23 protein-coding genes, 1 riboswitch and 1 other annotated feature are annotated in these 26,792 nt (G+C 42.9%); of the genes, 9 read left to right on the top strand and 14 right to left on the bottom strand.

All coding sequences use genetic code 11. The features are described from left to right. Positions 1–110: 110 nt before the first annotated feature. A complete protein-coding gene (locus CXM95_RS06945; RefSeq protein WP_061053984.1) occupies positions 111–1,226 on the top strand; it encodes an NAD(P)/FAD-dependent oxidoreductase in 1,116 nt (371 codons plus the stop codon). A gap of 93 nt (positions 1,227–1,319) precedes the next feature. Here CXM95_RS06945 and CXM95_RS06940 read toward each other — a convergent pair whose 3' ends face one another. Both CXM95_RS06940 and CXM95_RS06935 read right to left on the bottom strand, forming a co-directional pair. Then, on the bottom strand, positions 1,320–2,330 hold the full coding sequence (locus CXM95_RS06940) for a plasmid pRiA4b ORF-3 family protein (RefSeq protein ID WP_008381564.1): 1,011 nt from the start codon (positions 2,328–2,330) through the stop codon (positions 1,320–1,322). Between the two features lie 65 nt (positions 2,331–2,395). Then, positions 2,396–3,940, bottom strand: coding sequence for a zinc ABC transporter substrate-binding protein AdcA (locus tag CXM95_RS06935; protein WP_101698929.1), 1,545 nt, complete (start codon positions 3,938–3,940; stop codon positions 2,396–2,398). A gap of 323 nt (positions 3,941–4,263) precedes the next feature. Further along, positions 4,264–4,363, top strand: a riboswitch (TPP riboswitch). 94 nt (positions 4,364–4,457) lie between these two features. Here CXM95_RS06935 and CXM95_RS06930 point away from each other — a divergent pair. Genes CXM95_RS06930 through CXM95_RS06915 form a run of 4 tightly spaced genes read left to right on the top strand, consistent with a single transcriptional unit; the run spans position 4,458 to position 7,692 of the window. Beyond that, positions 4,458–5,081: a YkoF family thiamine/hydroxymethylpyrimidine-binding protein gene (locus tag CXM95_RS06930; RefSeq protein WP_005236559.1), complete on the top strand. Its 624-nt coding sequence runs from the start codon at positions 4,458–4,460 to the stop codon at positions 5,079–5,081. Next, entirely contained in the window at positions 5,074–5,676 is a 603-nt protein-coding gene (locus tag CXM95_RS06925) for an ECF transporter S component (protein WP_005236560.1), read from the top strand. The genes CXM95_RS06930 and CXM95_RS06925 overlap by 8 nt, the downstream gene beginning before the upstream one ends. Next, positions 5,673–7,085 carry an ABC transporter ATP-binding protein gene (locus CXM95_RS06920; protein ID WP_086372802.1) on the top strand — a complete coding sequence of 471 codons (1,413 nt, stop codon included), beginning with the start codon at positions 5,673–5,675 and terminating at the stop codon, positions 7,083–7,085. The genes CXM95_RS06925 and CXM95_RS06920 overlap by 4 nt, the downstream gene beginning before the upstream one ends. Next, complete coding sequence (locus tag CXM95_RS06915; protein WP_086372801.1) at positions 7,012–7,692, top strand: energy-coupling factor transporter transmembrane component T; 681 nt, start codon at positions 7,012–7,014, stop codon at positions 7,690–7,692. The genes CXM95_RS06920 and CXM95_RS06915 overlap by 74 nt, the downstream gene beginning before the upstream one ends. 62 nt (positions 7,693–7,754) lie before the next feature. Here CXM95_RS06915 and CXM95_RS06910 read toward each other — a convergent pair whose 3' ends face one another. Then, a complete protein-coding gene (locus tag CXM95_RS06910) occupies positions 7,755–8,273 on the bottom strand; it encodes a signal peptidase I (RefSeq protein WP_016613282.1) in 519 nt (172 codons plus the stop codon). Positions 8,274–8,580: 307 nt separating this feature from the next. Between CXM95_RS06910 and CXM95_RS06905 the strand changes: the two genes are divergently transcribed. Together CXM95_RS06905 and proS are read left to right on the top strand one after the other, a co-directional pair. After that, positions 8,581–10,293, top strand: coding sequence for a hypothetical protein (locus CXM95_RS06905; RefSeq protein WP_233499100.1), 1,713 nt, complete (start codon positions 8,581–8,583; stop codon positions 10,291–10,293). Positions 10,294–10,389: 96 nt separating this feature from the next. After that, positions 10,390–10,594, top strand: a binding site (T-box leader). A 41-nt stretch (positions 10,595–10,635) separates the two neighbouring features. Then, positions 10,636–12,069: a proline--tRNA ligase gene (gene proS, locus CXM95_RS06895; RefSeq protein WP_008381577.1), complete on the top strand. Its 1,434-nt coding sequence runs from the start codon at positions 10,636–10,638 to the stop codon at positions 12,067–12,069. A gap of 46 nt (positions 12,070–12,115) precedes the next feature. On the opposite strand, the gene CXM95_RS06890 is transcribed toward proS, so the two are convergent. The 6 genes from CXM95_RS06890 to CXM95_RS06865 all read right to left on the bottom strand — a co-directional run bounded on the left by CXM95_RS06890 (position 12,116) and on the right by CXM95_RS06865 (position 18,908). Then, the gene (locus tag CXM95_RS06890) at positions 12,116–13,120 is read right to left on the bottom strand and encodes a lipoate--protein ligase (protein ID WP_005236575.1); all 1,005 of its coding nucleotides are present in this window, start codon (positions 13,118–13,120) and stop codon (positions 12,116–12,118) included. Positions 13,121–13,138: 18 nt separating this feature from the next. Then, positions 13,139–13,879 carry an MBL fold metallo-hydrolase gene (locus CXM95_RS06885; protein ID WP_005236590.1) on the bottom strand — a complete coding sequence of 247 codons (741 nt, stop codon included), beginning with the start codon at positions 13,877–13,879 and terminating at the stop codon, positions 13,139–13,141. Between the two features lie 208 nt (positions 13,880–14,087). Further along, complete coding sequence (locus tag CXM95_RS06880; RefSeq protein ID WP_228085134.1) at positions 14,088–14,873, bottom strand: DUF975 family protein; 786 nt, start codon at positions 14,871–14,873, stop codon at positions 14,088–14,090. A 9-nt stretch (positions 14,874–14,882) separates the two neighbouring features. Further along, positions 14,883–15,965 carry a M42 family metallopeptidase gene (locus CXM95_RS06875; RefSeq protein ID WP_008381585.1) on the bottom strand — a complete coding sequence of 361 codons (1,083 nt, stop codon included), beginning with the start codon at positions 15,963–15,965 and terminating at the stop codon, positions 14,883–14,885. Between the two features lie 134 nt (positions 15,966–16,099). Further along, positions 16,100–18,154 carry an FtsX-like permease family protein gene (locus CXM95_RS06870; RefSeq protein WP_005236604.1) on the bottom strand — a complete coding sequence of 685 codons (2,055 nt, stop codon included), beginning with the start codon at positions 18,152–18,154 and terminating at the stop codon, positions 16,100–16,102. Then, on the bottom strand, positions 18,144–18,908 hold the full coding sequence (locus tag CXM95_RS06865) for an ABC transporter ATP-binding protein (protein WP_005236606.1): 765 nt from the start codon (positions 18,906–18,908) through the stop codon (positions 18,144–18,146). The genes CXM95_RS06870 and CXM95_RS06865 overlap by 11 nt, the downstream gene beginning before the upstream one ends. Before the next feature lie 286 nt (positions 18,909–19,194). On the opposite strand from CXM95_RS06865, the gene nrdD reads away from it, so the two are divergent. Beyond that, positions 19,195–21,390 (top strand): anaerobic ribonucleoside-triphosphate reductase, encoded by a 2,196-nt coding sequence (gene nrdD, locus CXM95_RS06855; protein WP_005236607.1) that lies wholly within the window; start codon positions 19,195–19,197, stop codon positions 21,388–21,390. 80 nt (positions 21,391–21,470) lie between these two features. After that, complete coding sequence (nrdG, locus tag CXM95_RS06850; RefSeq protein ID WP_005236608.1) at positions 21,471–22,067, top strand: anaerobic ribonucleoside-triphosphate reductase activating protein; 597 nt, start codon at positions 21,471–21,473, stop codon at positions 22,065–22,067. Between the two features lie 136 nt (positions 22,068–22,203). Here the strand turns inward: nrdG and CXM95_RS06845 are convergent, their stop codons facing one another. The 5 genes from CXM95_RS06845 to rsmI all read right to left on the bottom strand — a co-directional run bounded on the left by CXM95_RS06845 (position 22,204) and on the right by rsmI (position 26,764). Further along, positions 22,204–22,860, bottom strand: coding sequence for a DNA alkylation repair protein (locus CXM95_RS06845; RefSeq protein WP_016621224.1), 657 nt, complete (start codon positions 22,858–22,860; stop codon positions 22,204–22,206). A gap of 20 nt (positions 22,861–22,880) precedes the next feature. After that, the gene (dinB, locus tag CXM95_RS06840; protein WP_016621225.1) at positions 22,881–24,005 is read right to left on the bottom strand and encodes a DNA polymerase IV; all 1,125 of its coding nucleotides are present in this window, start codon (positions 24,003–24,005) and stop codon (positions 22,881–22,883) included. A 150-nt stretch (positions 24,006–24,155) separates the two neighbouring features. Further along, the gene (locus tag CXM95_RS06835; protein ID WP_005229830.1) at positions 24,156–24,497 is read right to left on the bottom strand and encodes a P-II family nitrogen regulator; all 342 of its coding nucleotides are present in this window, start codon (positions 24,495–24,497) and stop codon (positions 24,156–24,158) included. 16 nt (positions 24,498–24,513) lie between these two features. Beyond that, entirely contained in the window at positions 24,514–25,731 is a 1,218-nt protein-coding gene (locus CXM95_RS06830) for an ammonium transporter (RefSeq protein ID WP_005236611.1), read from the bottom strand. A 172-nt stretch (positions 25,732–25,903) separates the two neighbouring features. Continuing rightward, positions 25,904–26,764: a 16S rRNA (cytidine(1402)-2'-O)-methyltransferase gene (gene rsmI / locus CXM95_RS06825; RefSeq protein WP_005236618.1), complete on the bottom strand. Its 861-nt coding sequence runs from the start codon at positions 26,762–26,764 to the stop codon at positions 25,904–25,906. Positions 26,765–26,792: the final 28 nt, after the last annotated feature.

Raw genomic sequence — 26,792 nt, 5'->3', positions numbered from 1 at the left:
CTTTTCCATTTCCTTATTATACGCAATTAAGTACGCAAAGAAAACGGCATTAAGAGAACTTTCGCTTTTTATTCGCTTTTCAATGAAATCAAACAAAGGAGTCTTCTACTATGAAAAAAGTTATGATTATCGGCAGTGGGATCATCGGTTTGACCCTCGCCAATTATCTTGATAAAACCAAATTTGACGTGACTGTCATTGATTCCCTCATCGGTCAAGCAACATCTGCCAGCGCTGGCATCATTTCCCCTTGGTTATCCAAACGCCGCAATAAAAAATGGTACCAGTTAGCACAAGACGGAGCCGCTTTCTTCCCGAAATTGGTACGGGATTTTGCTTTAGATGAATCCATCTATGCCCCATGTGGCACTTTGGTAGTGCGACCAGAAAAGGCGCTTCAAGAACTGGCAGAATTAGCTGAAAATCGACGTAAGGCGGCACCAGGAATCGGCGAAATCGACTTACTGACGGGCTCACAAACCAAAGAGGTATTGCCATTACTAAAAGAAATGCCCTCTTTACGAATCACAGGCGGTGGCCGCTTAGATGGTCAGGCTTATCTTGCCCACTTAAAAGCAAACGCTCAGCAGCAGCAAGTGACTTTTATTGAAGAAAAAGCTGAGATCGTCAGAACCGACAACCATTGGCAAATCAAAACCAAGGATCACTTTCTTGAAACCGAGATTCTTTGCCTGACAGCTGGACCGGGATTACTAGACTTGTTATCACCTTTAGGGTATCAGGTTGATATCCGTCCGCAAAAAGGCCAGTTGCTCTCTTTTGCCACCAACCTGCCGACAAACAGTTGGCCGGTCGCCATGCTAGAAGGCGAAGGCGACTTGATTCCCTTCTCTAATGGTCAAATTTTATTAGGCGCTACTCATGAAAATGATGCTGGTTGGGATTTGACACCTACTGAAGCAGCCCAACAGCAATTGATGACAGGAATCGGTGCTTTTCTTGAAGACCCCGAAGCACTCTTTGCTGCCCCAATGACTATGCGAGTCGGCACACGCGCTTACACCTCTGATTTTGCGCCTTTCTTTGGGGAAGTGCCTGATGAAACGAATTTGTTCGCCGCCAGCGGGCTAGGTTCTTCCGGTTTAACGACGGGACCTTACATCGGTTATCTTCTAGCAAATCGGATCAATGAGGTACATGCGCAACCAACAGACTTCTCGTGCTACACCAAACCGATGACAGAGTATATCAAGAAGCGCCTTTGATAGGAAACCACTAAAAAACCACCAGAACCGTTACGGTCTGGTGGTTGTGCTGTTTGATTCTTGTAAAATTACGGACAATTTCCTAACTACTAGTTAAACATATTCTCCTGTTTCCCAATAATCGAGTAAAACTTCATTGATGATCTCACGATCCAGTGGTTCACGGATATCATCATCAAAGGCATCTTCGATCGGGACATCGCCCACAGCTTTGATACAAACCGGGACGACCGGATTCGGATGATCCTCTGCTGTCAACACTTTTTCAATCTTGATCTTATGTGTCCAATCTGCCCCCATATCATAAATATAGGTCATGGACTTACAATACTGAAAATCTTGGTCAATAGCGGACGCATCCGTTGGAACGGAATTGCCTAAGCCGATCGATTTCGAGCCGGCAATAAACAAATACAAATGTTGATTCATCCACTCAAAGGCAATCTGGATCAAAATATGTAGCTGTTCATAGGTCAGCCCTGCAGGAATAATCAAACGACGCCAAATTGGCGGACGGTATCCTTCTAAATCAATACGGACCTGATAGGCGACCGGCGTATCTGCTGCGTCATCAAAGGCCGTATGTTTTGTTGGAAATGGGACGATTTTTGGCGAGATTGCAGCAATCCGTGGGTCATCAACGGGCAATAGATCATGTTCTTCGGGATCGGTGTCTTTAATCATTGCTAACATCGCTTCTTTCTTTTCAGCTGACCAAAACTGTGGTTTGGACATCCGAGCGAAAAAGATAGGTTGTTTTTCAGCCAATACAAAGGCAATTTCTAGGTATTGCGATTTGGTAATATGCTTTTCTTTATACATGCAGTAATAAAAGTCTTCAATGGCTGTTTTGGCAAACGGAAGAAAATTTAGACTGTACGGTACTTCTTGAGGCAGCATTTCAGTATATACCCATTCAACAAAGACTTTGTCTTTTAGTTTGGTCATGCCGCCATCTGTTTCCGCGCAAAAGATCAAGTAAAAAACAGGATCTAAGTAATGCTCAAGATCGTCGTCACTAACCACACTGGGTCCGCCATACAAATCAACGTGATCCATCATCCGGTCAATCACTTTCGCTAATTTCTTCAATGTTTTTTCCAAAAAAATCTCGCTCCTTCCTATCAAGTTTACTTTGACGAAAAGAGCGAAGATTGTCAATCTTTTTTTTAATGGGAGAGCATTTCCTGTGCAATTTCTAATCCGCTCATCCCCGTTGGGTAATAGGTCGGCCAATGCTCCATTTCCTCTAGTAACGCTTCATGACTCTCGTTGCCAAAGTAGATATGGAAATGATGTGAAGCACCTGGTGCGATCATATGGTCGCTAAATTGGATATATTTGAACGCCGCATCTTCATCGGTGCTTTCAAATAAGAAGCGTACGCCACGATTACCAGCTGAGTAGTTCAAAACCTCTTTGCCAGTATACACATACTTAGCTTCTTTCTCTGTACCATCATCAAAAATAAATGTCATTGTATTGTCTGTGATCTTGATCTGAGCAACATCCGTTTGATACCCTGTCGTATAATACTCTTTGTATTCGTCAGCTGTCATTTTCTTGTCCATTTTTGCTTTATAATCAAACACTTGATCCAATGTTCCGTCTTGTAAAAATGGGTAAACGGATTGCCAGTCTCCTGCCCAGTCAGATAAAGGACGGTCTTGTACATCGGCATCCTCAAAGTAGCCGTTATAAACTGTTTTTTCTTTTTCGGCTTCAGCCATTTCTTTGTCATTTGCTACATCGGTGGTTTTTCTCAAGGCATCGCGGTTTTGCTCCATAATTGAAATGTAGTCTTCCCCGTTATCCATCTGCTCTTGGGTCAAGCCTTCTAATGGATTCAAAACAGCCAGTTCGACTCCTGCTTCTGACGCTAACGTCCGGGCAATGCTGTCTTTGGCATTTTCTTCAAAATAGATCGTCTGAATGCCTGTTTCTTGAACGAACTCTTTTAGTTCTGCGATCCGTGAAGCGGAAGGCTCTTCACTTGGTGAAAGACCGGAGATCGGAACTTGGGTCAATCCGTATTCTAAAGCTAAATAACCAAAAGCGGCGTGCTGCGTTACAAAATGATTTTGCGCCGGATTGCTAAATGCTTCTTCATACGATTCATGAAGATCTTGTAACTGTGCTAAATAATTTGCAGCATTTTCAGCAAAGGCTGTCGCTTTCGCTGGATAAGCCTCACTCAGCTGGTCACGGATAGCCTCTACTTGTTTCATGGCTAAGCTTGGGGCTAACCAGACATGGGGATCTAATTCATGAGAATGACCATCATCGCCGTGGTCATGATCGTGATCGTGGTCGTGGTCATCGTCACCGGGTAACAGGACCATTCCTTCTGTGGCTTTAACCACTGTCACATCCCCGTCATTTAACGTGGCTTCAATCGAAGGAACCCACATTTCCATGTTCTCATTGTTGTAGACGAAAACATCCGCATCTTGGATCTTTGCCATATCTTTTGCAGAAGGTTCATAATCGTGGGAATCAGTGCCCGCGGGCATCAATAATTCAACCTCCCCTTCATCCCCTACAACTTGACGAGTAAAATCATACATCGGATAAAACGTAGCCATGACCTGGATTTGTTCATTATCAGAAGCAGCGTTGCCTGATTGTTCAGTTGCATCAGAGCCTCCTTGTCCACAGGCCGCCAAAGCTAGGGCTACTGTTGATAACATCGTTATTTTAAAAAACTTCTTCATTTTCAAAATACACTCCTTTTTATTTTTCCATATTTCCTTTTCCTCGGCAAAACACTGATAAATCAATTACGATTTACAAAAACAAAACGTAACGTTTACGTTTTACCATCGGTTTTCTACTTTACACAACTATTTACTCCTTGTCAATAGCTTTTCAAGATGTTTTTTTATATGTAAAAACTTTCATATGTACCACTGCTGATATCATTATTAACTTACTGAATGGATCGGTTGATTCGGCAACAATTGGCAAATGACGAAAATCGCTATCTATTGTCCTTTGTCGCCTCCTGTGCTACACTCGGGGGGTAATTGAATAGAAGATTATCCACTAGGGGCGCTTTATGCTGAGATAGACGTATGTCTGGTCCCTTAGAACCTGATTTGGTTAGTACCAACGTAGGGAAGTGGCAGCGCATGATTTTTCGCGTTCCCATTTTTTCTGTCTACGTGTGGATAGAAAAAGGAGGAACGCTTTTTTTGTAGACAGAAAAACCATCGAGAGGAGAAGAGAAAAATGACAAATGAACCAATCGCCTGTGCGGCAGATGGGATCGATATCACGGGGTGCCGAGTTAGCTTGTACCCAATGAAAGACCATTTCGCGCAACAAATTTTAACAAGTATCGAAAAAACGAATACGAGCGCTGTTTGGCAGCAGACCGATCTGTTCAGTACCCTTTTTCGAGGGGAAGCGCCTAGTGTCATAGACGCAGCAGAGGCGCTATTTATCAACGCCTACGAATCAAAGACACACCTCGTGGGTGAGTTTACTTTTTCCAAAGGCTGTCCCGGAGACACTGCGGGTGACACATTCTTGAATGGCGAACAGGCGCAACCCAATAAAGGAAAGAACCTTGCGAATGGTGACTTTTTGGTTGATTGCAAATATTCGTTTTACGTATTTGGCGAAAATCATTATATGGAAGAAATCGCCACGATCGTCCAACTGGCAGAGACTCATGGCTTGAGCCCTCGTTCCGCTCACTATGTGACGATGCTGACCGGATCAGCAAGCCAACTCTTTGCGTATTTTGAAGCCGCATTAGCTTATGCCCATGACCATCTCCCCCACTATGTTCTGGAAGCGACTGTTTCGGTCAATAGCCCTTCAAAAAAGGAGGCGATGCCACATGACTAAGTGGGCTTTGAAAGATGTCATCATGGTAGGAATTGCTTCGTTGATTTTTGGCGTGATCTATCTTGGGGCTGTCCATTTCGGATTGTTGTTAGGTACGCTTCTAACGCCCTTTGGTTTATCTGTCTTAGCCAATGAGTTTATCTTTGGTGTTTGGTTCATGGCGGCAGCTTTTGCCGGATATGTGCTACGTAAGCCGGGAGCAGCTACGATCACTGAAATGATTGCGGCTCTTTTAGAAGTGTTTATGGGAAATTTTTATGGACCTATCATTTTTATTAGCGGTTTTGTACAGGGGATCGGAACAGAAGCCGGCTTTGCATTAGGCCGCTACCGACGATACGGGTGGTTCCCTTTAGTTACTGGAGCCGTGGGCGCCACGATCACGAGTTTTCTTTGGGGAATCATTCGGTCAAATTTCATTAACCTACAATGGCAGTTGCTGTTGGCGATCTTTCTTATTCGCTTGCTTTCTTCGTTATTCTTTTCAGCCTTTTTAGTGAAGATCGTCTGTGACCACCTGACACGGATGGGGGTTCTCAACAGTTACCCCATTGCTGAAGATCAAACGGTCATCGTCAAACGGAAAACCGCATGAGCCTGTCGGTAAAAAACGGCAGTTTTTTGGTGGATCAAAAGCGACTTAAATTGACTCTGTCTTTGGCCCCTGGTGAAACAAAAGGGATTTATGGTGCTTCAGGAACAGGAAAAAGCACCCTTTTCCATCTCTTAGCGGGACTAAATGAGAAGGGGTTTGATGGAGGGACGTATACGATTGACGGCCAAACGATGAACCAGCTTTCCATCCGGGAAAGAAGCACGTCCGTCAGCTTATTGTTTCAAAATCCTGATATGCAATTTTGCATGGCAACACCTCGCGAAGAGTTGCTTTTCTGTTTAGAGAATCAATGTATTCCCCAAAAAGACATGCCAAACAAAGTGGCTGAAGCTTTGGCATTTTGCGAGATTACCCACCTTGCTGATCAACCTTTCACGACCTTGTCTGGTGGTGAAAAACAGCTAGCCGCATTGGCTTGTTGTCTGATATTAAAAAGTCGTTACTTGCTTTTGGACGAACCCTTTGCCAATTTGGATTCGGACACAAGTCAAAAAGTCATACGAAAGCTGCAGCAAATCCAACACAAAAATGCTCTTGGTATTTTATTGATCGATCATCAAATCAAAGAGACCGCTAACTGGGTCGATGAGTGGCTGCTGATTGAAGAGGAATTCAGAACGATCAATCAAGCAGCGCTCCGCCAACTTGATCAGCACCTACGCAAGTCGCTGCCGCTTGTGAACATTAAATCGACTTCTAACGAAAAACGGCTTTCATTTCAAAATTTCCGATTACCCATCCGAAACCATGAAATTGTTTTCCCAGATCTTGCCTTTGATAAGGGCTCACTGATTGGAATCACTGGACGTAGCGGCAGCGGCAAGTCTTCGTTTTTAAAAGCTATTTTACAGCAGCAGGCCTATAAGGGGGATATTCTTTTGGCAGGTAAACCAATCAAGAAGTATCCGTCACCTTTTCGCTCCATCAGTTGGATCATGCAAAATCCGCAAGACCAATTTTTGGCAGCTACCGTTGCGCAAGAGCTTAGCCAAGGAAGCGCCCCGACCGAGAGCGAAAAACTACTCGAAAAATTGCGTCTGCAAAACAAGAGTGCCCAGTCGCCTTTTCTACTGAGTCAAGGACAGCAACGACGCTTGGCTGTTGCCTCCTTACTGCAGCGCCCGGTCGACCTACTGCTAGTAGACGAGCCGACATATGGTCAAGATGTCACACAAGCTTGGCAGATCATGGAGCTATTAGCTGCTAAAGCAACCACTGGCACGTTAGTTTTGATCGTTAGTCACGATGTTTTATTGTTGCAACAGTTTTGCTCGCAAATCATTGATTTCAATTGCTATCAAAAGGAGGTCGCAGATGCGTACACTCAATCCCACAGTCAAGTTATTCGCCATTTTAGGACTCGCCTTAGTGGTTTCTTTTCAAAATAATTTCAGATTGAATTTATTGCTCTCTGTCCTATTCTTCGTTATTACTGTAAAAGAGCGCTCCTTGAAAAAAAGTCTTTTGCTCTTTTCTGCATTGACATTGGCAGCTGTAGGGGTCTTTTTCACTGGTCTCCTTTACTATCAAGACCATCAAGGCGATCCCTCCTCAACGACAGCTATTCACTATGGGCTTGACATGGCGAGCCGTATCTACTGCTTCGGTATTCTGGGCAGTTCCTTCAGTGTGACGACCACGATCAATGAATTGATTTATTCGCTGCAGCAACAGCTGCATCTACCTGCCGTTTTTGCGTACGGTCTGCTCGCTGCGTTTCAAATTGCTCCGATCATTCCAGCAGAGTATCAAAACATCCGCAATAGCATGCGTTCCAGAGGAATCTCAGTCAATTCGTTTTCTTTCAAAATGTTGATTCCTTTACTCGTCAAATCCATTCGCTGGTCCGAACTTTTGGCGACGGCAATGCTTTCAAGAGGTTTCGACGGTGAAGGAAAGCGAACTTATGCCAAGACATTTCGAATCACTTTTATGGATACGCTGTTTTTATCCTTATGTTTGATGGTGGGACTTGGCGGAACACTCATCCTATAAAGGGGAAAGAGACAAAAAGACAAAGAAACGTAAGGGTTTCTTTGTCTTTTTTCATTGATTTATTAAGAAGTGATCGTCTTTTTTACTGAGCCAGATTTGATTTGGTAAAACGTAACAAACATCGTCGTTGCTAATATATACAAGGCGAAAAGAAGATACATGTTTTTAAACAGCTGGATCGTCGTTTGGTTCAACCAGGCCCCTACTTTGGGAATATAAAATATCGGCTGGCCAATCAATTGACTTTTTTGAATTTCGTTTGGTTCCATCTGATTTTGATTGTCGCCAATGGTATAGAGCACCGATTGATTTTCCCCAACCGCAACGATTCGCCGCGTCCGCATCTGTCTACCTTGATCAACATAATACGTTACTTCGTTGCCAACCACTAAATTATCTTCAGAAGCTTTTTTTACAAAAAGGAGTGTCCCTTCAGAATATGTCGGTTCCATTGCATCACTAGCAACAATAGCCATTGTGAAACCAAACGCATGTGGGATCACCACAATTAGTACAGACAGCAGCATGAACATCAGTACAAAAAGTGAGAGCATGATACTTTGTTTTGGAAAAAGCTTCATTTTCTATTCTCCTTCTAAACCTCAGTTTCTTTTATGATTCTATAACATAACTCTATTTTTTTCAAATATTTAAAAACGTTTCATTGAATTTTTATACGAAGATTACTCGATTATTATTTGACTTTATTTAATTATTTATATTATGCTAAAGGCGATTAAAAAACAGAGGAGAAAAAGTATGCCTTTTTTAAATAACAAGTTTTTTTAAAAGCGTTGGATTCCCTTCATCCTTCTGGTCCTATTTTTACTGGGAAGTATTGTCTTTTTTCTCGTTCTTTTTTTATTCCCAACTTCTGATATCCATGCAGTGGAGAAAAAGGAAGACTGGATTTTCTATGCTGAGGACAATCCCGAATCTACTTTTATTAGTCGTTATGTGAAACATTTACCTAGTGTAAAAGCGAATGATCGTTTTGTGATGAAGCGAAAAATGACCAACGATTATAAATACCCTACAATGTTACTAATTGGCGATCATCAACACATGACTGTCTATCTCGATGACCAAGAAATTTACACCAACGATGAGCCCAATGATCCACTGACTCTCAATCATCCAGGCAAAACATTGTCTTTTATCACCTTGCCTGAGGATTATGTTGGTAAAACCTTGAAAATATACGTGACTAGTCCTTTTGACACCTATTCTGGCTTCCCAGCAGAAGTCTTTTTTGGCCCTGCAAATGCACTGATCGGCTATGTCTTCAGTCTGTCAATTTTAAATATTTACATTCTTTTATTTACTGGTTTTATTTGTATCATCAATTTATTTTATGTCTTAGTTTCTTTTATCAATCAACGAAGGCTGAAAACATCTTCTCTCTTATTCAGCGGCTTTGCCTTAACAGCAGGCTTGGAAGCGGGCTTCAGCGATATGCTTGGTGGACTACTGTTTCCCCCAATCGTCAACTCTGTAATGTTAAATATTCTTTCTATTATTACACCAATGTTTTTGATCGGCTTTTACTGCACGAATATGCATTTTATTCGCAAGTACTACCAGAAATGGTTATACTTCCACTATTCATTCGGTCTGTTAGCGATACTTTTCGCACTTTTCCAAGCACAAAGTTTGCCCGTCATCATGAATTATATGTTCTTGTTGAATATTACCAGTACCTTCGTTACTTCTTTTGCAGCAATCTATGAAGCATTGAAAAAAAATCCTTTTTATGTCATTTGTGCGCCTTGGATCGTGATTGCGGCTATTGGTCATTGTTTCTTGTATATTCAGGATATTTTAGTTTTGCCACAATCTGATATCAATTGGCGTTCGATCATCTTTTTCTTATTAATTATCATTTTTACTTGCTACGGCTTCCTTGAACTCTTTTTTGCCAGCGAGGGTAAAAATAAGCAGATCGATACAGCAGACATCAAAGTGCGTTTATATGAGAACCAACAAGCGATCAGCCCTGAACAAACGTTAAAATGGCAGCAAGTTTTACGGACCATCAAACAAAGAACCCATACGGTCAAGGATATGTTAGAAGATCAGCAGTTGGCAGCGGCCTATGAAGGCCTTAGTGAGATTGAAGAACAGATCAAGCAGCAGTTAACGAGTCCTTCCGTTGAAAAAGAATCACTCACGACGATGCTGCTTGCTAATTATAAACACACAGCTGCTCAAAAAAGGATCACCTTTGCCTGTGATGGCATCATAGAACCACTGGAACAATTGGCGGAAAATGATCGTCTATCCTTGATCGCTCATTGCCTAGAGTACGCCATCCGATACACTTGTGCGGTCACTGATCCTCAAAAGCGAAGACTCGCGTTGAGGGTGAATGACACGAACGGCCAGTTGCATATCGACTGCCAAATGCCGCTTCTCTCAAATGAAGAAGCAGAAAAACTACAGAACAATGAAACCAAACGACAGGCGATGCAGGCTGACATGCAAATGCTAGAACAACTTTGTTTAGCCTACCAAGGAAGTATCCGGATTGAAGAAACTGACGGGCTTCACCTCTTGCATTTGACACTTAGGGCGAAAATAGATCCGCTGTCTTTCGACTGACCGTCTTGCTACATTAGTTTTAAAGGAGCGATTTTAAGAAAAAGCGAAAAAACTCTTGCTTTTTTCGCTTTTTCGCTTTAGCATGATAAAGAACAGCAACAAGCATTGGAATAGTAGTTTTATGATGGTCTTAGAGAGTCGATGGCAGCTGAAAAATCGACACCCACTGATAAAATGAACCTACCCAATGGCAATGACCGCAAAACGGTCGGTGGAAAGGCCTTATCCTTTACGAGTTGGATTATCCCGATAGATAATCAACAAAGGTGGTACCGCGAAATCCAAGCATTTCGTCCTTTTTTAGGACGAGATGCTTTTTTATTTTTTTAAGGAGGAAAAAGAATGACACAAAAAAATGATTTTACAGAATGGTATATCCAAACGATCCAAAAAGCCGAATTGATGGCTTACTCCCCAGTGAAAGGCTCCATTATTTTCCGTCCTGACGGCTTCGAACTTTGGGAGCATATCCAAGAAGAGTTCAATCGATTCTTGAAAAAAGAGGGCATTCGCAATGCGTACTTCCCAATGCTGATTCCGCAAAATTTCTTTATGAAAGAAGCCGATCATATTGAAGGTTTTGCGCCTGAATTGCCATGGGTCACAGAAGTCGGCAATGAAAAATTGGAAGAACCTTTGGCCTTGCGTCCAACCTCAGAAACCATGATTGGCTCTGCCTTTTCTGATTGGATCAACTCCTATCGTGACCTACCTTACGAAATCAATCAATGGGCAAACGTCTTTCGTTGGGAAAAGAAAACATTGCCTTTCTTGCGTACCTCAGAGTTTTTATGGCAAGAAGGTCATACCGCTCATGAAAACGAAGAAGATGCACGTCAACGCACCATGAAAATCTTGGATGAATATGCCCGCCTTTGCGAAGAATTCCTAGCGATCCCTGTTTATCGCGGACAAAAAACCCCTTCTGAGCGTTTTGCTGGAGCAGTTGATACTTATTCGATCGAAGCGATGATGAAAGACGGCAAAGCAGTCCAAGCAGGAACCAGCCACTACATGGGGACAAAATTTGCTGAAGCATTTGATATTACGTATTTAACGAAAGAAAACAAGCATGTCCATGCCCACACAACCTCTTGGGGTGTCTCTACCCGCTTGTTGGGGGCCTTGATCATGACCCATGGCGATGAAAATGGGTTAGTTTTCCCACCAACCATTGCACCAACCCAAGTTGTGTTGTTACCAGTCGGTCCATGGAAAAAGAATCCAGCCATCTTAGAAAAATTAGAAGAACTGTATGCCAACTTTAAAGCCAAGGGCATTCGTGTTCGATTGGATGATTCTGATAACTCACCTGGCTATAAGTTCAATGAATGGGAACTAAAAGGCGCTTGCTTGCGAATCGAATGTGGCCCAAGAGATTTAGAAGCTGGCAAAGTGATGGTCAAAGTCCGCGACTTGACTGACAAGCAAACAGTCGCTCTTGAGGACTTGGAAGCCTTCGTTGATCAAGAACTGCAAGCAATGACCCCACGCTTATTGGCAGCTGCGAAGGAACGTAACAAAGATAATGAGTACACCAACATCGATACATTGGATGAACTAAAAGCCCATATCGAAACGTGCAAACAAGAAGACAAAGTGACTGGCTTTGTTTTGATCGGTTGGGACGGCTCGGAAGAAACGGAAGCGAAAATCAAAGAAGAAACCGGCTTTACTACCCGAAACATTCCGTTTGAAGCACCAATGGAAAAAACAGTCGATATCGTCAGTGGCAAACCTGCCAAGCATACCGTTTGGATCGCCCGCGCATACTAATAGAAAAAACGAAGCAGCCAGATTGAAAAGGCTGCTTCGTTTTTGATTAATAAATCAATGAAAGAAAATCTTCAGGCGTGATGTTGCCAAAATATTTTTTGACATCAATGTTGGCGATGACTTGTGCCAAATCTTCCTTGGCATAACGAGTACCGATCAGGGCTTGTTCGACATCTGCAATGTCCCCTAGTCCGAAAAAGTCGCCAAAGATTTTGGCATCCGTGATTTTTCCTTCTGCCACATTCAAACGAACTTCGATGGAGCCGATTGGGAAGCGATGACGGCGTTCAATATCAAAAGCTGGAGATTTACCGTAATTCCAATCCCAGTTGCGATAATACTTATCGGAAATCTCATTGATCTTGACCCAATCCTCTTCAGTCAGTTCATAGGTTTTGACTTCTTCCACGGAATCGACACCAAAAATCTTCAATAAGATTTCTTGACGGAACTCTTCAGTCGTCATGTCTTGCTTCTCTTTTGGCAAGAATGGTTTGATGTTGGTCACTCTTGAGCGGATCGATTTGATGCCTTTTGATTCGATTTTGTCTTTGCGGACTTTCAAGGCGTTGACCACTTCATTGATGTCACTGTCAAACATGATCGTCCCATGAGCAAACATCCGGCCATTCGTTGCGTACATCGCATTCCCAGAAAACTTCATGTCATTGATCACAAGGTCGTTGCGCCCTTTTAGTTGCGCCCCTTCAACACCCATCTCATGCAAGGCTTGGACGATTGGTTTGGTCAGTTTTTCAAAATCTCTGAAAGAATTGCCATCGTCAGGCATAATAAAGCTGAAATTCAAGTTTCCGAAATCATGATAGACTGCACCGCCGCCGCTGAAACGACGAACGACATGAATCCCATGTTCATCCACATATTCCTTATTGATCTCTTCGATCGTATTTTGATTGCGTCCAATGATAATCGATGGTTCATTAATGTAAAAAAGTAAGATTGGTTCATCCACTTTCATTTCTTGAAGAAGAAAAATCTCGATGGCTAAATTGATGCGTGGGTCGTTCAGTTCATTCGGTACAAAAAGCATACTATTCGTTCCTCCTAATTAGATGATTTCTACTATTTTTTGAACAGCCGCCAACTCAACAGGGATTCCATTGGCAGCTAGCGCAGCCTCTTCTCGTAACTGTTCTAAGTCACCGTGTTGCGGCAAATGCGTCAACATTAATTTTTTCACCTGCGCTGCATGGGCGATCTCCCCTGCTTCTTTTGAAGTAAAATGAGCCTTGTGCCGCTCATTTCCTGCAAAAAGATAAGTATCTGCCAAGAATAAGTCAGCCCCTTCAGCAAACGGAACGAAAGATTCTAAATAGCCAGAGTCTCCAGTAAAAACAAAGACCTTGCCCGTACTTTTCTCAACAAATCGCATGGCATAGCAAGTGACTGGATGAATCGTTTTCATAAAGGTAATGGTGAACGGGCCCAATTCCAACGACTCAGACTGAAGGTAATCAAATCCTTGGGTCACTCCCGGCATCGTCAGACTTTCAAAATGAACCCTGTCCTCCCCATGACCGTAGATCGGCAAAACCTGCCGTTCTTCGTTTTCGGGATATAATTGCCAATAGTATTGTAATACCCCCAGATCCGCAATATGATCGTGATGGTAATGTGTCAAAATCACTGCATCTAAGTCTAAGGGATCAAGGATCTTTTCTAATTGGACCAAGGTGGTACTTCCCGCATCAAGCAGCAAATGAAAGCCATCTGACTCTACTAAATAGCCAGTAGTCCCTTCACCATTATACGGATAGGCACCTAAACAACCTAAGACAGTTATTTTCACATGTGTTTCCTCCTCTTTGGCTCCAGCTGATTTTCTACTTCTTTTATGCTATCACATCTCAGCTGATTTGACTAAAATCTGACCATTTTTTTTTGCGAAAAAGGATCAAGAAAATGAGAAAAAAACGACGTCTATTGATGAATCCCTTGAATGAGTGTTCTACTCTATCCTTAAGGAACCATTCCAATGGTACGTCGTCTTTTTTTACTTATCTGATCAGCGCTCGTTGTTCATTGATCAATTCTTCATAGAATGCTGCGTTGACCGCATACGCATAGGCGTTTGCCCACAACATCCCAATCATAAGCGCCAAGAAACCCAGAATAAACCAGCCAATCAATGATAATTGCAGCCAAATGTATTGGCCCAGATGCGGTCGCAAGAGAGCGAAAGCTGCTTTAATTGATTGAAGGACTCCTAATTCAGGCTGATCATAGCGCAGATAGATTGCTAATTGGATCACACCGGTAACAACTTGCGACAAAAAGAAGAACAAGATGATGGAGAGAATCGTCCCAACCACAAAAGCGATCGAACCGTTAAACATCGATACATCAATAGAAATTCCCCGATTAAAATTGAATACCAAGCCCAAATATTGATTAAGGCCTGATAAGACAAATTGCGGTAAGAAAATCGCAAAACTCAAAAGATAATTTAAAAGCGCGCTCACTAAGTTTAATAACAAAAACGGTACATACAGACGCTTATCAAAGACGAGAAAAATATCCGCCACCTGGATTCCTCTGCCACGAACCAGATAGAGTGCCATAATACTCAATGCTACCGAAAACGCAAAGAAGACAAAATTGTCCAAGATCAGATCGATCCAGCTCTCTGCATTGTTTGCACCAAAAGAAGTCCCAATACTACTAAAAAGCGAGCTGACCACCGCTTGTACGGCAACCGTCGCTAAAATACTTAAGACGAACGTTCCCCAGAATCCGCGCAAGGAGTTTTTAGCCGTCTCACGAATCATTGTGTTTGATCTCATAAGCTCACCTTAATAACTGCGCAATGCTTTAACGGTTTTATCGTCTAAGCGGCGAACCACTTCCGTTACAAGCTTGACTGTATTGAAGTAGTCATCCTCATGAATGACAGAAGTATGAGAATGCAGGTAACGAACGGGCACGGTAATAGCGATCGAAGGGACCCCATCACGAGTCAAATGCATTTGACCAGCATCGGTTCCTCCACCAGTGATCACGGTATATTGGAAAGGAATTTCCATCTCTTCGGCGACATCGATCACAAAATTCAATAATTTCTTGTGAGGAATCATGGAAGCATCGAAAATCAAGACTTGTGGGCCTTTCCCTAACACAGAATCCGCTTCTTTTGGCGTCATTCCAGGTGTGTCCCCAGCAGTACCAGTATCTAGGGCGATAGCGATATCAGGATTCACTAAATGAGTGCTTGTTCGCGCACCTCTTAGGCCAACTTCTTCCATCACGTCACTGCCGGCAAACAAGCAGTTTGGATGTCCTTCTGCTGCCAAGGTTTCTAATACCCGCAGTGATACCGCCGTACCGATTCGATTGTCCCAAGCTTTTGCTAGCAAAAATTTGCTGTCGTTCATCCGTTTGTATTGGATATAAGGGGTGATCATGTCTCCAGGACGGATGCCCCAGCCTTTGGCTTCCTCTTCGCTTGACGCGCCAATATCGATGAACATATCTTTGATATCGTAAGGTTTGTTTCGAGTCTCTGGACTCAACACATGGGGTGGTTTTGAGCCGACGACACCGTGGATCACTTTGCCTTCATTGGTTTTGATCTCCACTTGCTGTGCCAGCATCACTTGCCCCCACCAGCCCCCAAGGGTTTGAAATTCAATAAAGCCTTTTTCTGTGATTTTTGTTACCATAAAGCCGACTTCATCCATATGTCCCGAAATAAAAATTTTCGGACCGCCGCCATCACCAACATGTTTGGCAATGACACTTCCTAAACCATCAAAAAAGATATCTTCAGCAAAGTCTTTGGCATATTCTTTAAAGACTTCACGCACTTCCTCCTCATTCCCAGGAACCCCACGTGCAGTCGTTAGGTCTATTAAAAGCTGTTCTTCTTTTTTCTCCATTTCGCTTCCTCCTTTGTCTCGTTGATTATGATTATACCATTCTCTTAATCTGGTACCAGAGGGAAATACAAAAAGATTGGTTAAATGAAAAAAACGCTCCTAGTTTCCTAGAATCGTTTTATCGTATAAATAGATCAAGTTTCAATAATCCGCAGACACAGCTTGACGGTAATCAAATAGGCAAACAGATAGACGACTGCTGCCACTGCTGCAAACAAATGAGCAACCCAATACCCGGGACTATCGATGATCTGTGTGAAAGTATTGATGGCAAATACCGCATGCAAAATCGCCAATAAGGTGCCAGGCATAAAAATCCAAATGTTTTGCCAGTACACCAACTTGCGCACTTCATTACGGGTGTAGCCTAATTTTGTCAATAGTCGGTAATTGTACTTTTCCCGCTCCGTGTTAGAAAATTGCCGAACGATCAAACTACTAGACGTGGTGATCAAAACGATCACCCCAACAAATAGCGATACGAACAAAATGATTCCTGCTTGTCGTCGCACCCCGCGCATTGTTGTAAAGCGATTGGCTAACGTTAGCCGATATGCGGTCGTCTGACCACTATCACTACTTGAATCCCGAGCGGTCTCTGGATAAAAGCGTACGTTTTTTTGGTCGTCGCTAAATTCATAGGTCAATGGATGCGCCCACTCGATTGGCAGCTCTTCATCCAACAACTGTGTCAGCGCGTCTGTTTGCACCTTTTCGGTCTGTAAATAAGCAATGGTATAGGTGAATCCTTTGATTTGTTGGTACGCCTCATCTTGAATGACAAGGACATTGGGTAAAGAATAGCGTAAAGCACTATCACCAAAATAATCTTGTTCGGCTTGAATGAGTTTAAAATTATGCTGACTGCCGACTTTGACTTCATCGCGATATGTGATAAATGAACGAGTTACGTCGTATTGACTGTCAAAAAGTACAGCTTGCTTATCAGTACTCAGTCGAATCTCAGGAGCACCCGGAACCAGTTTTCGCAGACGCTGATAATCCGAAAGTGCCACCAGATTCACCATCATATTTTCGACACTTTCATCTTGCAATTCTCCTAGGTAGCGTGTCTGCACCGTCATATTGGTCATTTTGTAGGGAATTGCTTGTTCCGCTGTAATTGGCACATCCGACTTTTCTAAAAGGGTACGCAAGGCCCCTGCCTGCTCTCCTGACACCTGAAAGGAAGTTGGATAGATACGGTTCGTTGCTTGGTAATTCAAAGAGATGACCCCCATTGTTCCCCCTATCAATGAAATCGCGATTGCAGTGATAATCGTCAAAAGGGCGTAGCTTTTCCACGTCCTTTGCAAGTAAGCACGCACGTTATTGTAAGCAATCAACTTCGCCCCTTTGATAAGGCGTTTTTTTGGTTTACTCAAAAAATACAACAGTGCTGGCAAGGAACAATCAAAAAAGAGATAGGTTGCCGTTATACAGCAAAATAGAATCAGTAAAGGGATCCATAGAATCGCTGAAAAATCTTGCGTATACGTGATATAGTTGGTCCATGTTTCCCTTAGGGTCAATGACAGATAATACCCTACCCCAAGTAAAATCAGACCTAGGACCCCCATCAATGTACGAAACGGAGTCATTTTCATTTTTTTGATCGGTAAGCGGTATTCGGTCTTGATCAATTCACTCATTGGGGTACGCCAAACAAAAAGGATCACTTGAATACTCAATATAATCATTGCGGCGATAAAGACAAAGACCGTCGAAAAAATCGATTGCGGTGAATTAAAGAAATGACTGGTCAAATTTAGGCCCATTGCCCGAATCAAAATCATTGAGAAGAATTTTGAAAAAATAATTCCCATAAAGATACCGGTCACTAGAGAGAAAAAATTTAGTAAAAACGTTTCCCGTAGCAACAGCCAAGCAAGACGACCTTGCCGCAACCCCAAAAGCTGGTAAACACTGATTTCTTTTTGTCGCTGACTAAGAAAAAAATGATTGGCACTCAGCATAAAAAACAAGACGACAAAGGCAACCACACTGCTGCCGAATCCTAAAACCCCTTCAATGCGGATGTCTTGCTGGACCCGTTGATTCAGCAGACGATCATTCATCAAGGCGTTAAAGGAATAAAAAATCATCACGGCGGTCATCATACAAATAAAATACACCATATAATTGCGAAACTGCCGCAAAAAACTCCGCCAGCCGATTTTAAACAACATGGCGCGGACCGCCTCCAATCGTAGCCTGCATATCGATGATTTTTTCGAAAAATTCCTGACGGCTGCCTTTTTTGACAACTTCCGCAAAGAAGACACCATCGCGAATGAACAGAATCCGATTGCAGTAGCTGGCGGTAAAAGGATCGTGGGTGACCATCAAGATCGTCGTTTTTTCTTGTTGATTGATCTGCGCTAAATACCGTAACAATTCTGTTGCCGCTTTTGAATCAAGGGCTCCCGTGGGTTCATCAGCAAAAAGGACCGCCGGACGACTGATGATCGCCCGAGCAGCAGCGACCCTTTGTTTTTGCCCTACAGACAATTCTTCTGGGTAGCGATCCAACAAGTGTTCGATCCCTAACAAATTGGCCGTCTCCTCGATACGTACTTGGGTTTCCTTCACGGGCAAACGATCAATCGCTAAAGGCAGCAAAATATTGTCTCTGGCTGTCAATGTCTCTAAAAGATTAAAATCTTGAAAGATGAAGCCAATCTGCTGACGGCGAAAATCGCTGAGGGCTTTTTCCGACATTCGGGTAATGTCTTTGCCATCGATATAGATCGAGCCTAAGCTAGGTCGCATGATTGAAGACAAAAGATTCATCAAGGTCGTTTTCCCAGCACCGCTTGGCCCCATGACCCCAACAAATTCTCCTTGATCCACTGCAAAAGAAAGGTTATCTAATACTTTGGTTTGATTGAAACGGGTGCCGTAACTTTTTGTCAGATGCTTCACATCGATCATATTTTTCACACAGAACCCTCCTTTAAAAAAATTCTCTCCTTATGGTAGCATACTTTATCATTGAATACTTCTGCTTCAAAACAGAGAAAAAATATATTTAAAAAAGTTTTTATTCATTATGTGAAACATGGAACAACCAAATCCTTAATCTTATCAAGTTTTCTCGAAAACACCTCAATGAATATACACCATATATTGTGTATATCCAAAACACAAACCCTTTTCGACTACTATATATAGTTGCTCATTTCTACAATTTGTTTTATTATATTGTGGAAGATAAGGAGTGGTAGAAATGATGAACATTAAGAGAAATCCTGAGCAAGGGTTGGAAAGACAGTCCGCTTTGCGTCAGTTAAAAATCGTAAAACGTGATGGACGGCTTGTCGATTTTGATGATCAAAAAATTTATGATGCGTTAGTGAAAGCCCTGAGAAAAATCAACGGTGAGCTTTCTCCCATCGACCACGAAAAAATCACCGAGATCGTTGACAGTGTCGATCACGAGATCGCGGAACGTTTTCGTACAAATGTAAAAATCTATGAGATCCAAAATATCGTCGAGCATATCTTGTTAGCAAAAAACGAGTATGCCTTGGCTGAAGAATATATCAACTACCGGACCCATCGTGATTTCGAACGCAGCAAAGCAACAGACATCAACTTTACGATCAATAAATTGATGAATAAAGATCAATCGGTCGTCAATGAAAATGCCAATAAGGATAGTAACGTGTTCAACACACAACGTGATTTGACCGCTGGGATCGTAGGAAAATCGATTGGTTTGAAAATGCTGCCTCCTCACGTGGCAAATGCCCACCAAAAAGGCGACATTCATTACCATGACTTGGATTATCATCCATATACCCCAATGACTAACTGCTGCCTAATCGATTTTAAAGGCATGCTAAATAATGGATTTAAAATTGGGAACGCCGAAGTGGAATCGCCAAAATCGATCCAAACGGCCACCGCTCAAATCTCACAAATCATTGCAAATGTAGCATCGAGTCAATATGGTGGCTGTTCTGCTGATCGAACAGATGAATTATTGGCTCCTTTTGCTGAGTTGAATTACCAAAAACATTTAAAAGATGCCGAAGAATGGATTGAGACACCCGAACGTCGGGAAGCTTACGCGAAGAGCAAAACCCGCAAAGATATCTACGATGCAATGCAAAGTCTAGAATACGAAATCAATACGTTATTCACCTCTAACGGACAAACGCCGTTTACTTCCCTTGGCTTTGGTTTAGGAACCAACTGGTTCGAACGGGAAATTCAACGAGCGATTCTCCAAATTCGCATCAACGGGTTAGGCAGTGAAAAGCGTACTGCTATTTTCCCGAAATTGATTTTTAGTATTCGCCGTGGGGTCAACTTGGCACCTACCGATCCGAACTATGATATTAAAGAACTGGCTTTAGAATGTGCCACTAAACGGATGTATCCGGATATTTTGAATTATGATAAATTGGTTGAATTGACTGGCAGCTTTAAAGTGCCGATGGGCTGTCGTTCTTTCTTGCAAGGCTGGAAAAACGAACGTGGTGAAGAAATCAATGTCGGTCGGATGAATCTAGGTGTCGTGACATTGAATATTCCACGGATCGCCTTAGAAGCAAATGGCGATCAAGAAAAATTCTGGTCACTGCTGGAGGACCGTCTGCAAATCGTTAAAGATGCCCTTGTCTATCGAGTGGAACGCTGTAAAGAAGCGAGTCCCGCCAATGCGCCGATCCTTTATATGTATGGGGCTTTCGGTGAACGTTTGGATCGCAAAGACAATGTCAACGAATTATTCAAAAACAAACGTGCCACTGTTTCGCTTGGTTACATTGGTTTATACGAAGCTGCTTCGGCTTTTTACGGTGGAACTTGGGAACAAGACCCAGAAGCAAAGGCCTTTACGATGGCGATCGTGAAAGAATTGAAAGCTCATGCCGATGCCTGGGGCGATGAATACGGCTATCATTTCAGTGTGTACTCGACCCCTAGTGAAAGCTTGACCGATCGTTTCTGTCGCTTAGATACCGAAAAATTCGGTGAAGTTGAAAATATTACCGACAAAGAATATTATACCAATAGCTTCCACTATGATGTGCGGAAAAATCCGACACCATTTGAGAAACTTGATTTTGAAAAGGACTATCCAAAATACTGTTCTGGTGGCTTTATTCATTACTGTGAATATCCAGTCTTGCAGCAAAATCCAAAAGCGTTAGAAGCAGTTTGGGATTACGCATATGATCGGGTCGCTTATCTTGGAACAAATACCCCTATCGATCACTGTTACGAGTGCGGATATGAAGGAGACTTTAATCCAACCGAACGAGGCTTTGAATGTCCACAATGTGGCAATCACGATCCAAAAAGTTGTGATGTTGTCAAAAGAACCTGCGGGTATCTTGGAAATCCTCAAGCTCGCCCGATGGTCAACGGTCGTCACAAAGAAATCTCTGCTCGGGTCAAACATTTGCAAGAATAATCATAAAAGGAGTGTTAGATTTCTTCTACACTCCTTTTATCGAACAACCCCTGTAATTCACAATAGAAAGAAGTTTTCGTATGAGAAATCCTAAGCCCCAAGAATGGAAAGCAAACGAGTACAGTCAAAATTATATTGCTGATTACAAAGCCTTCAACTTTGTGGACGGTGAAGGCATCCGAAATAGTTTATATGTGAGCGGCTGCCTGTTTGCTTGTGAAGGCTGTTTCAACAAAGCCGTCCAAAACTTTCGCTACGGCACACCTTTTACCCAAGAGCTAGAGGATCGAATCATTGAGGATCTGCGACATGACTATGTTCAAGGACTGACCCTCCTAGGCGGCGAACCTTTCTTGAACACGACGGTCTGTCTGAAAGTTGTTGATCGCGTTCGCGCCGAATTTGGTCATAGCAAGGACATTTGGAGCTGGTCAGGCTACACTTACGAAGAACTGCTCTTGGAAACCCCTGACAAACTAGAACTTTTATCCAAAATTGATATTTTGGTGGACGGCCGTTTTGAACTCAGCAAGCGAAACCTAAACTTGCAGTTTCGTGGTAGCAGCAATCAACGAATCATTGATCTTGCTGCATCTCGAGAACAAGGAAAAGCGGTTATCTGGGCAAAGTGCAAAGATGCTGAAGCAAGCTACGAACAAATCAAAAAACAAATTTAACGACTCAAAACACCGTGCATCTTGAGATGACCCCAAAAGTTAGACCAAAAAATCGAACTTTTGGGGTCACCACATCTTCCTTCAAAGATGATGCACGGTGTTTTTTTTGTTATATAAAAATCAGTGACCAAGCTTTTTAAAGGTACTTACTTGCTTCACGAACCGTCAAAGGCGCCAGACTTTTTTGATGGCGTAGAAGAAAATCTTGGACCCACTGAGGATTCGTCTTGGCATAGTCTCGCAAGCTCCAGCCAATGGCTTTGTTGATAAAGAATTCAGAACTCCCCAAATTGTTGACAAGGATCTCTTCAAGTAATGGTCGATCCATCTGTTCTTTTTGCAACAATTGGTGAAGAATCGCCACTCGCCGTAGCCAAAGATTATCCTCAAGACTCCAACGAAGCATCTCAACCTTTAACGCTGGCAGTCGGCGAACAAGCTTTCTGACGACCTCACTTAGTGCGTCCACGCTATCCCACCAAGATTTCGTTATGACTAACTGTTCAATTTTTGCTAGATCAACGGCTGATAAAAAGGGCTCCAGCGCCACTAAATAATCAATCGCAAGGTACTGGTGTTCCCGATAGCTGCTTTGCCAACATTGATCGATAAATTCCCAATCGATTCGTTTCATTTGTTTTGCTACTTTAAAGGCTGCTTTTTCCTGCTGACGGCGCAACGGTGTAGGGATGCCTAAAAACTCAAACTGATGCCGCATATAGGCGGCCATTTTTTCCCTTCGTTCTTCATCAGCCAAAGCAATCATCGTTTCATATACTTGATAGATCGTCATATTGGTCCTCCTTTTTAGGTCTACTGATCGTCAGATGTTTGCCATAAAGGCAGTACGATATTTTCATAGGTCAGAGGATCGAGATTTGTGACGGTGATTCCCAAAAGACGAATGCCTTTTTCAAGACCTAAAATCTCTTCCCAAATGAGACTGGCTTCCGAAAATAACTGTTCTTTTTTATGAACGTAAATCGGCAAAGTCACTCGTTTAGTGATCGTAGAGTAATCACTGTAACGGACTTTCAACACGACTGTTTTGCCATGTTTCTGTGTGCGCTTTAGTGATCTCTCAACTTCTTCTGCGATGGCGCGTAATTGACTTAAGACTTGTTCTTCACTCGTTAATGGATTGCCGTATGTATGCTCCTTACCGACTGATTTTCGTTCTCTGGTCACACTGACTGGTGAATCATGGATTCCTCTAACTTTACGATACAAAGAATACCCCATTTTGCCAAATTCGCGGATCAACGCCATCTCACTCCAAGTGTATAGATCTGCTCCTGTAAAAATGCCTAACTCATGCATCCTGGGGACAGTTTTCTTCCCGATCCCATGAAATTTATCGATGGGTAGTTGTTGTAAAAAGGCCACTGCCTCATCCGGCATCACCACTGTTAACCCTCGTGGTTTATGATAATCCGAGGACAATTTTGCCAAAAATTTGTTGTAACTGACGCCTGCCGAACAAGTCAAATGGGTCTCATGCCAGATGTCTCGCTGAATCAGACGAGCGATCTTAATTGCTGAAGGACAGTTGATTTTGTTCACTGTGACGTCCAGATACGCTTCATCAATTGAAACTGGTTCGATGATGTCGGTGTATCGGTGAAAAATTTCTCTGACTTGCTGGGACACTTCACGATACTTTTGATGATTCCCCGGTTTAAAAATCGCTTGCGGACAAAGCTCGTAGGCTTTTTGTGCGCTCATTGCCGAATGGATGCCATATTGTCGCGCCAGATAATTCGCTGTCGTGACCACTCCTCGGCCGCCGGTATCACTTGGGTGACGGGCAATGACAAGGGGATGCTTGGCCAGCTCAGGATCATCCCGTTCTTCCACCGAAGCAAAAAAAGCATCCATATCAATATGAATAATTTTGCGGCTCGTATCATTTTTTAAGGGAAATTGCAGTTCCGACATCGTTGCTCACCTCGCTTCTTATTATAAACGAACAGAAGTTCCCTATCAAGCAAGGAATCAAGACAAAGACGCAAAAAGGACCAATTTTCATTGGCCCTTCCCTATACGTTCGCTACTTTTGCTGCACGGTTCATGACCCAAGAAGTTCTGCTATAAGGCAGCTTCTCCTCGTTCATTGGTGCGAATCCGAATCGCTTCTTCCAAAGGGTAGACGAATATTTTGCCATCACCGACTTCATCTGTCCGACAGATCGATACAATCAGCTCAATCACGGCATCGACTTTTTCATCTGCCAAAACAAAGCGGACATTTACTTTCGGTAAGAGAGTCGTGATCACTTCTTGGCCACGAATAAACTCTTTTAACCCTTTTTGATTGCCACACCCGAGAACTTGACTGACCGTCATCCCACTGATCAGATCCGATTGATCCAAAGCGGCTTTTAGCTCCTCTAATTTTTCTTGGCGAATAATCGCTTCAACTTTTTTCATGACTGCTCCTCCACTCTTAAGAATCTAACCCCATAAAGGTAGGATAGGCCGTTTCATCATGTTCGATCCGATCCATCCCCACCGCTTCTTCTTGCTGAGATACGCGAATCGGCATCACCCATTTGATCAAGGTAATTATGACAAAGGATAGGATACCAGCGAACAAAATCGTAAATACGATACTTTCGGCTTGTGCGATAAAAAGATCAACACCGCCATAAAGCAATCCTGAATGTCCACCAACAGCGGGATCGGCAAAGATCCCGGTCATCAAACCACCGAAGATTCCGCCTACCCCGTGACAACCAAAGGCATCCAATGCATCATCTAACCCTAATCGATGTTTGATGACGGAAATAAAGAAGTAACAAAACGGACTGACTAAAGCGCCAATGATAAAGGAAGACCAAAGGGAGACAAACCCCGCCCCTGGTGTGATGGCAACTAAGCCCACCACTGCACCTGTACAAGCACCGACGATTGTCGGTTTTCCCACGACGATTTTTTCGATCAGCATCCAAGAAAGCATCGCACTGGCTGCTGCTGTATTCGTGGTCATTAGGGCGTGGATCGCTAGACCATCAGCTGCTAACGCAGAGCCAGCATTAAAGCCAAACCAGCCAAACCATAAAAGACCGGCACCTAGTACAACAAAGGGAATATTATGAGGACGATATTCGGTTTGATGAAATTCTCGTCGCTTACCGACAACGATCGCTAAGACTAGCCCACTGATTCCCGAACTGATGTGAACGACATTGCCTCCTGCAAAGTCGATCGAGCCGATCGCATCTAAGAAGCCACCGCCCCACACCATATGCGCCATTGGAAAATACACGAAAACCAGCCAGAAGCCAATAAATAGAAAAATAGCAGAGAACCGCATTCTTCCAACGACTGATCCAGTGATAATCGCCGTTGTGATCAAAGCAAACATCATTTGAAAGGCAGCAAACAACCCTTCTGGAATTCCCTCTCCTTCTGACATCGAAACATGATTGAAAAAGACTTTGTCTAAATTGCCAATAAATGATCCTGTCCCGCTAAAGGATAATGTATACCCTAGAGCGACCCAGAGGACGGACGCCAAGCCCATCGTACAAATCACCATCATCATGGTATTGAGGATGTTTTTGCGTCGTTCCAATCCTCCATAAAAAAATGCCAATGCTGGAGTCATTAGAAAAACCATACCGCTACAAATTAAAATAAATGCAATATTCCCTGTATCCATTTTACACGCCTCCCTTTCTATATGTTAGCTATCCTAACACCATATTTTCGAATAAGCTAGATTTTTCTGAGAAAAACATGAATTTTCTGAAAATAGCTGACTTTATATGTTAGGTAATATCACATAAGTGAGCGTGTGGTACAAAAAAATACCGAGAGAAGTCTCGGTATGATTACTCTTCTATTTGGTGATACGCTTGATAGACAAGCTGTTTCTTTACTTGATTACGTTTAGCCACTTCTTTGATTGCTTCTTTTGAGGACATTTCGGCCTCTTCCATCAAGGCAGCTACTTGTTCTGCGTAACTTCCTTCATAAACAATTTCATGTATTTCAGAAGAGCCTTCCACCAACAGACAGCATTCTCCTTTGATTGGCTGCTGCTCTAAATAGTCGATCAATTCAGAAAAGGTCCCTCGCAAGTATTCTTCATGGATTTTTGTCAATTCTCGGCAAATGACTGCCTGACGTTCACCAAATACCTCTAGCATTGTTTCAATCGTCGCTGCGATTCGATAGGGTGACTCATAAAAAATCATCGTTGCTTTCTGGGTCGCTAATTCACTCAAGGCTTGTTTTTGTTCTTTTTTCTTACGAGGTAAAAAGCCATAAAAAAGATTTGGTTGCGGCGATAAGCCTGAAGCAATCAACGCTGTCAAACCTGCCGTAGGTCCCGGAAGCGCAATCACCGCGATTCCTTCAGCTAGACAGGCCTTGACTAATTCATGCCCCGGATCACTGATGGAGGGCATACCAGCATCGCTGCATTGGGCAATGGTCTTGCCCATCTGCAGCTGTTCTACCAAATGCGGAACTCGCTCTTTATAATTGTGTTCATGTAAGCTTTTTTGCGGTGTCGAGATCTCAAAATGATTCAACAATTTCTGGGTATTGCGAGTATCTTCACTTGCGATCAGGTCCGCTTCTTTTAAAATTTTGACACAACGGACCGTCATATCTTCCAAGTTCCCGATCGGTGTCGGAACAAGATACAGTTTTCCAGTGTCTTGTTTATAACTTTGTTGCTTTTGCATGTACTGCTCCTTTCGAAAAAAAGACCAG

The sequence above is a fragment of the Enterococcus sp. CR-Ec1 genome, from assembly GCF_002850555.1.
In the GTDB taxonomy this organism is placed as follows: domain Bacteria; phylum Bacillota; class Bacilli; order Lactobacillales; family Enterococcaceae; genus Enterococcus_D; species Enterococcus_D entomosocium.
This window is presented reverse-complemented; position numbering and strand designations above follow the sequence as displayed.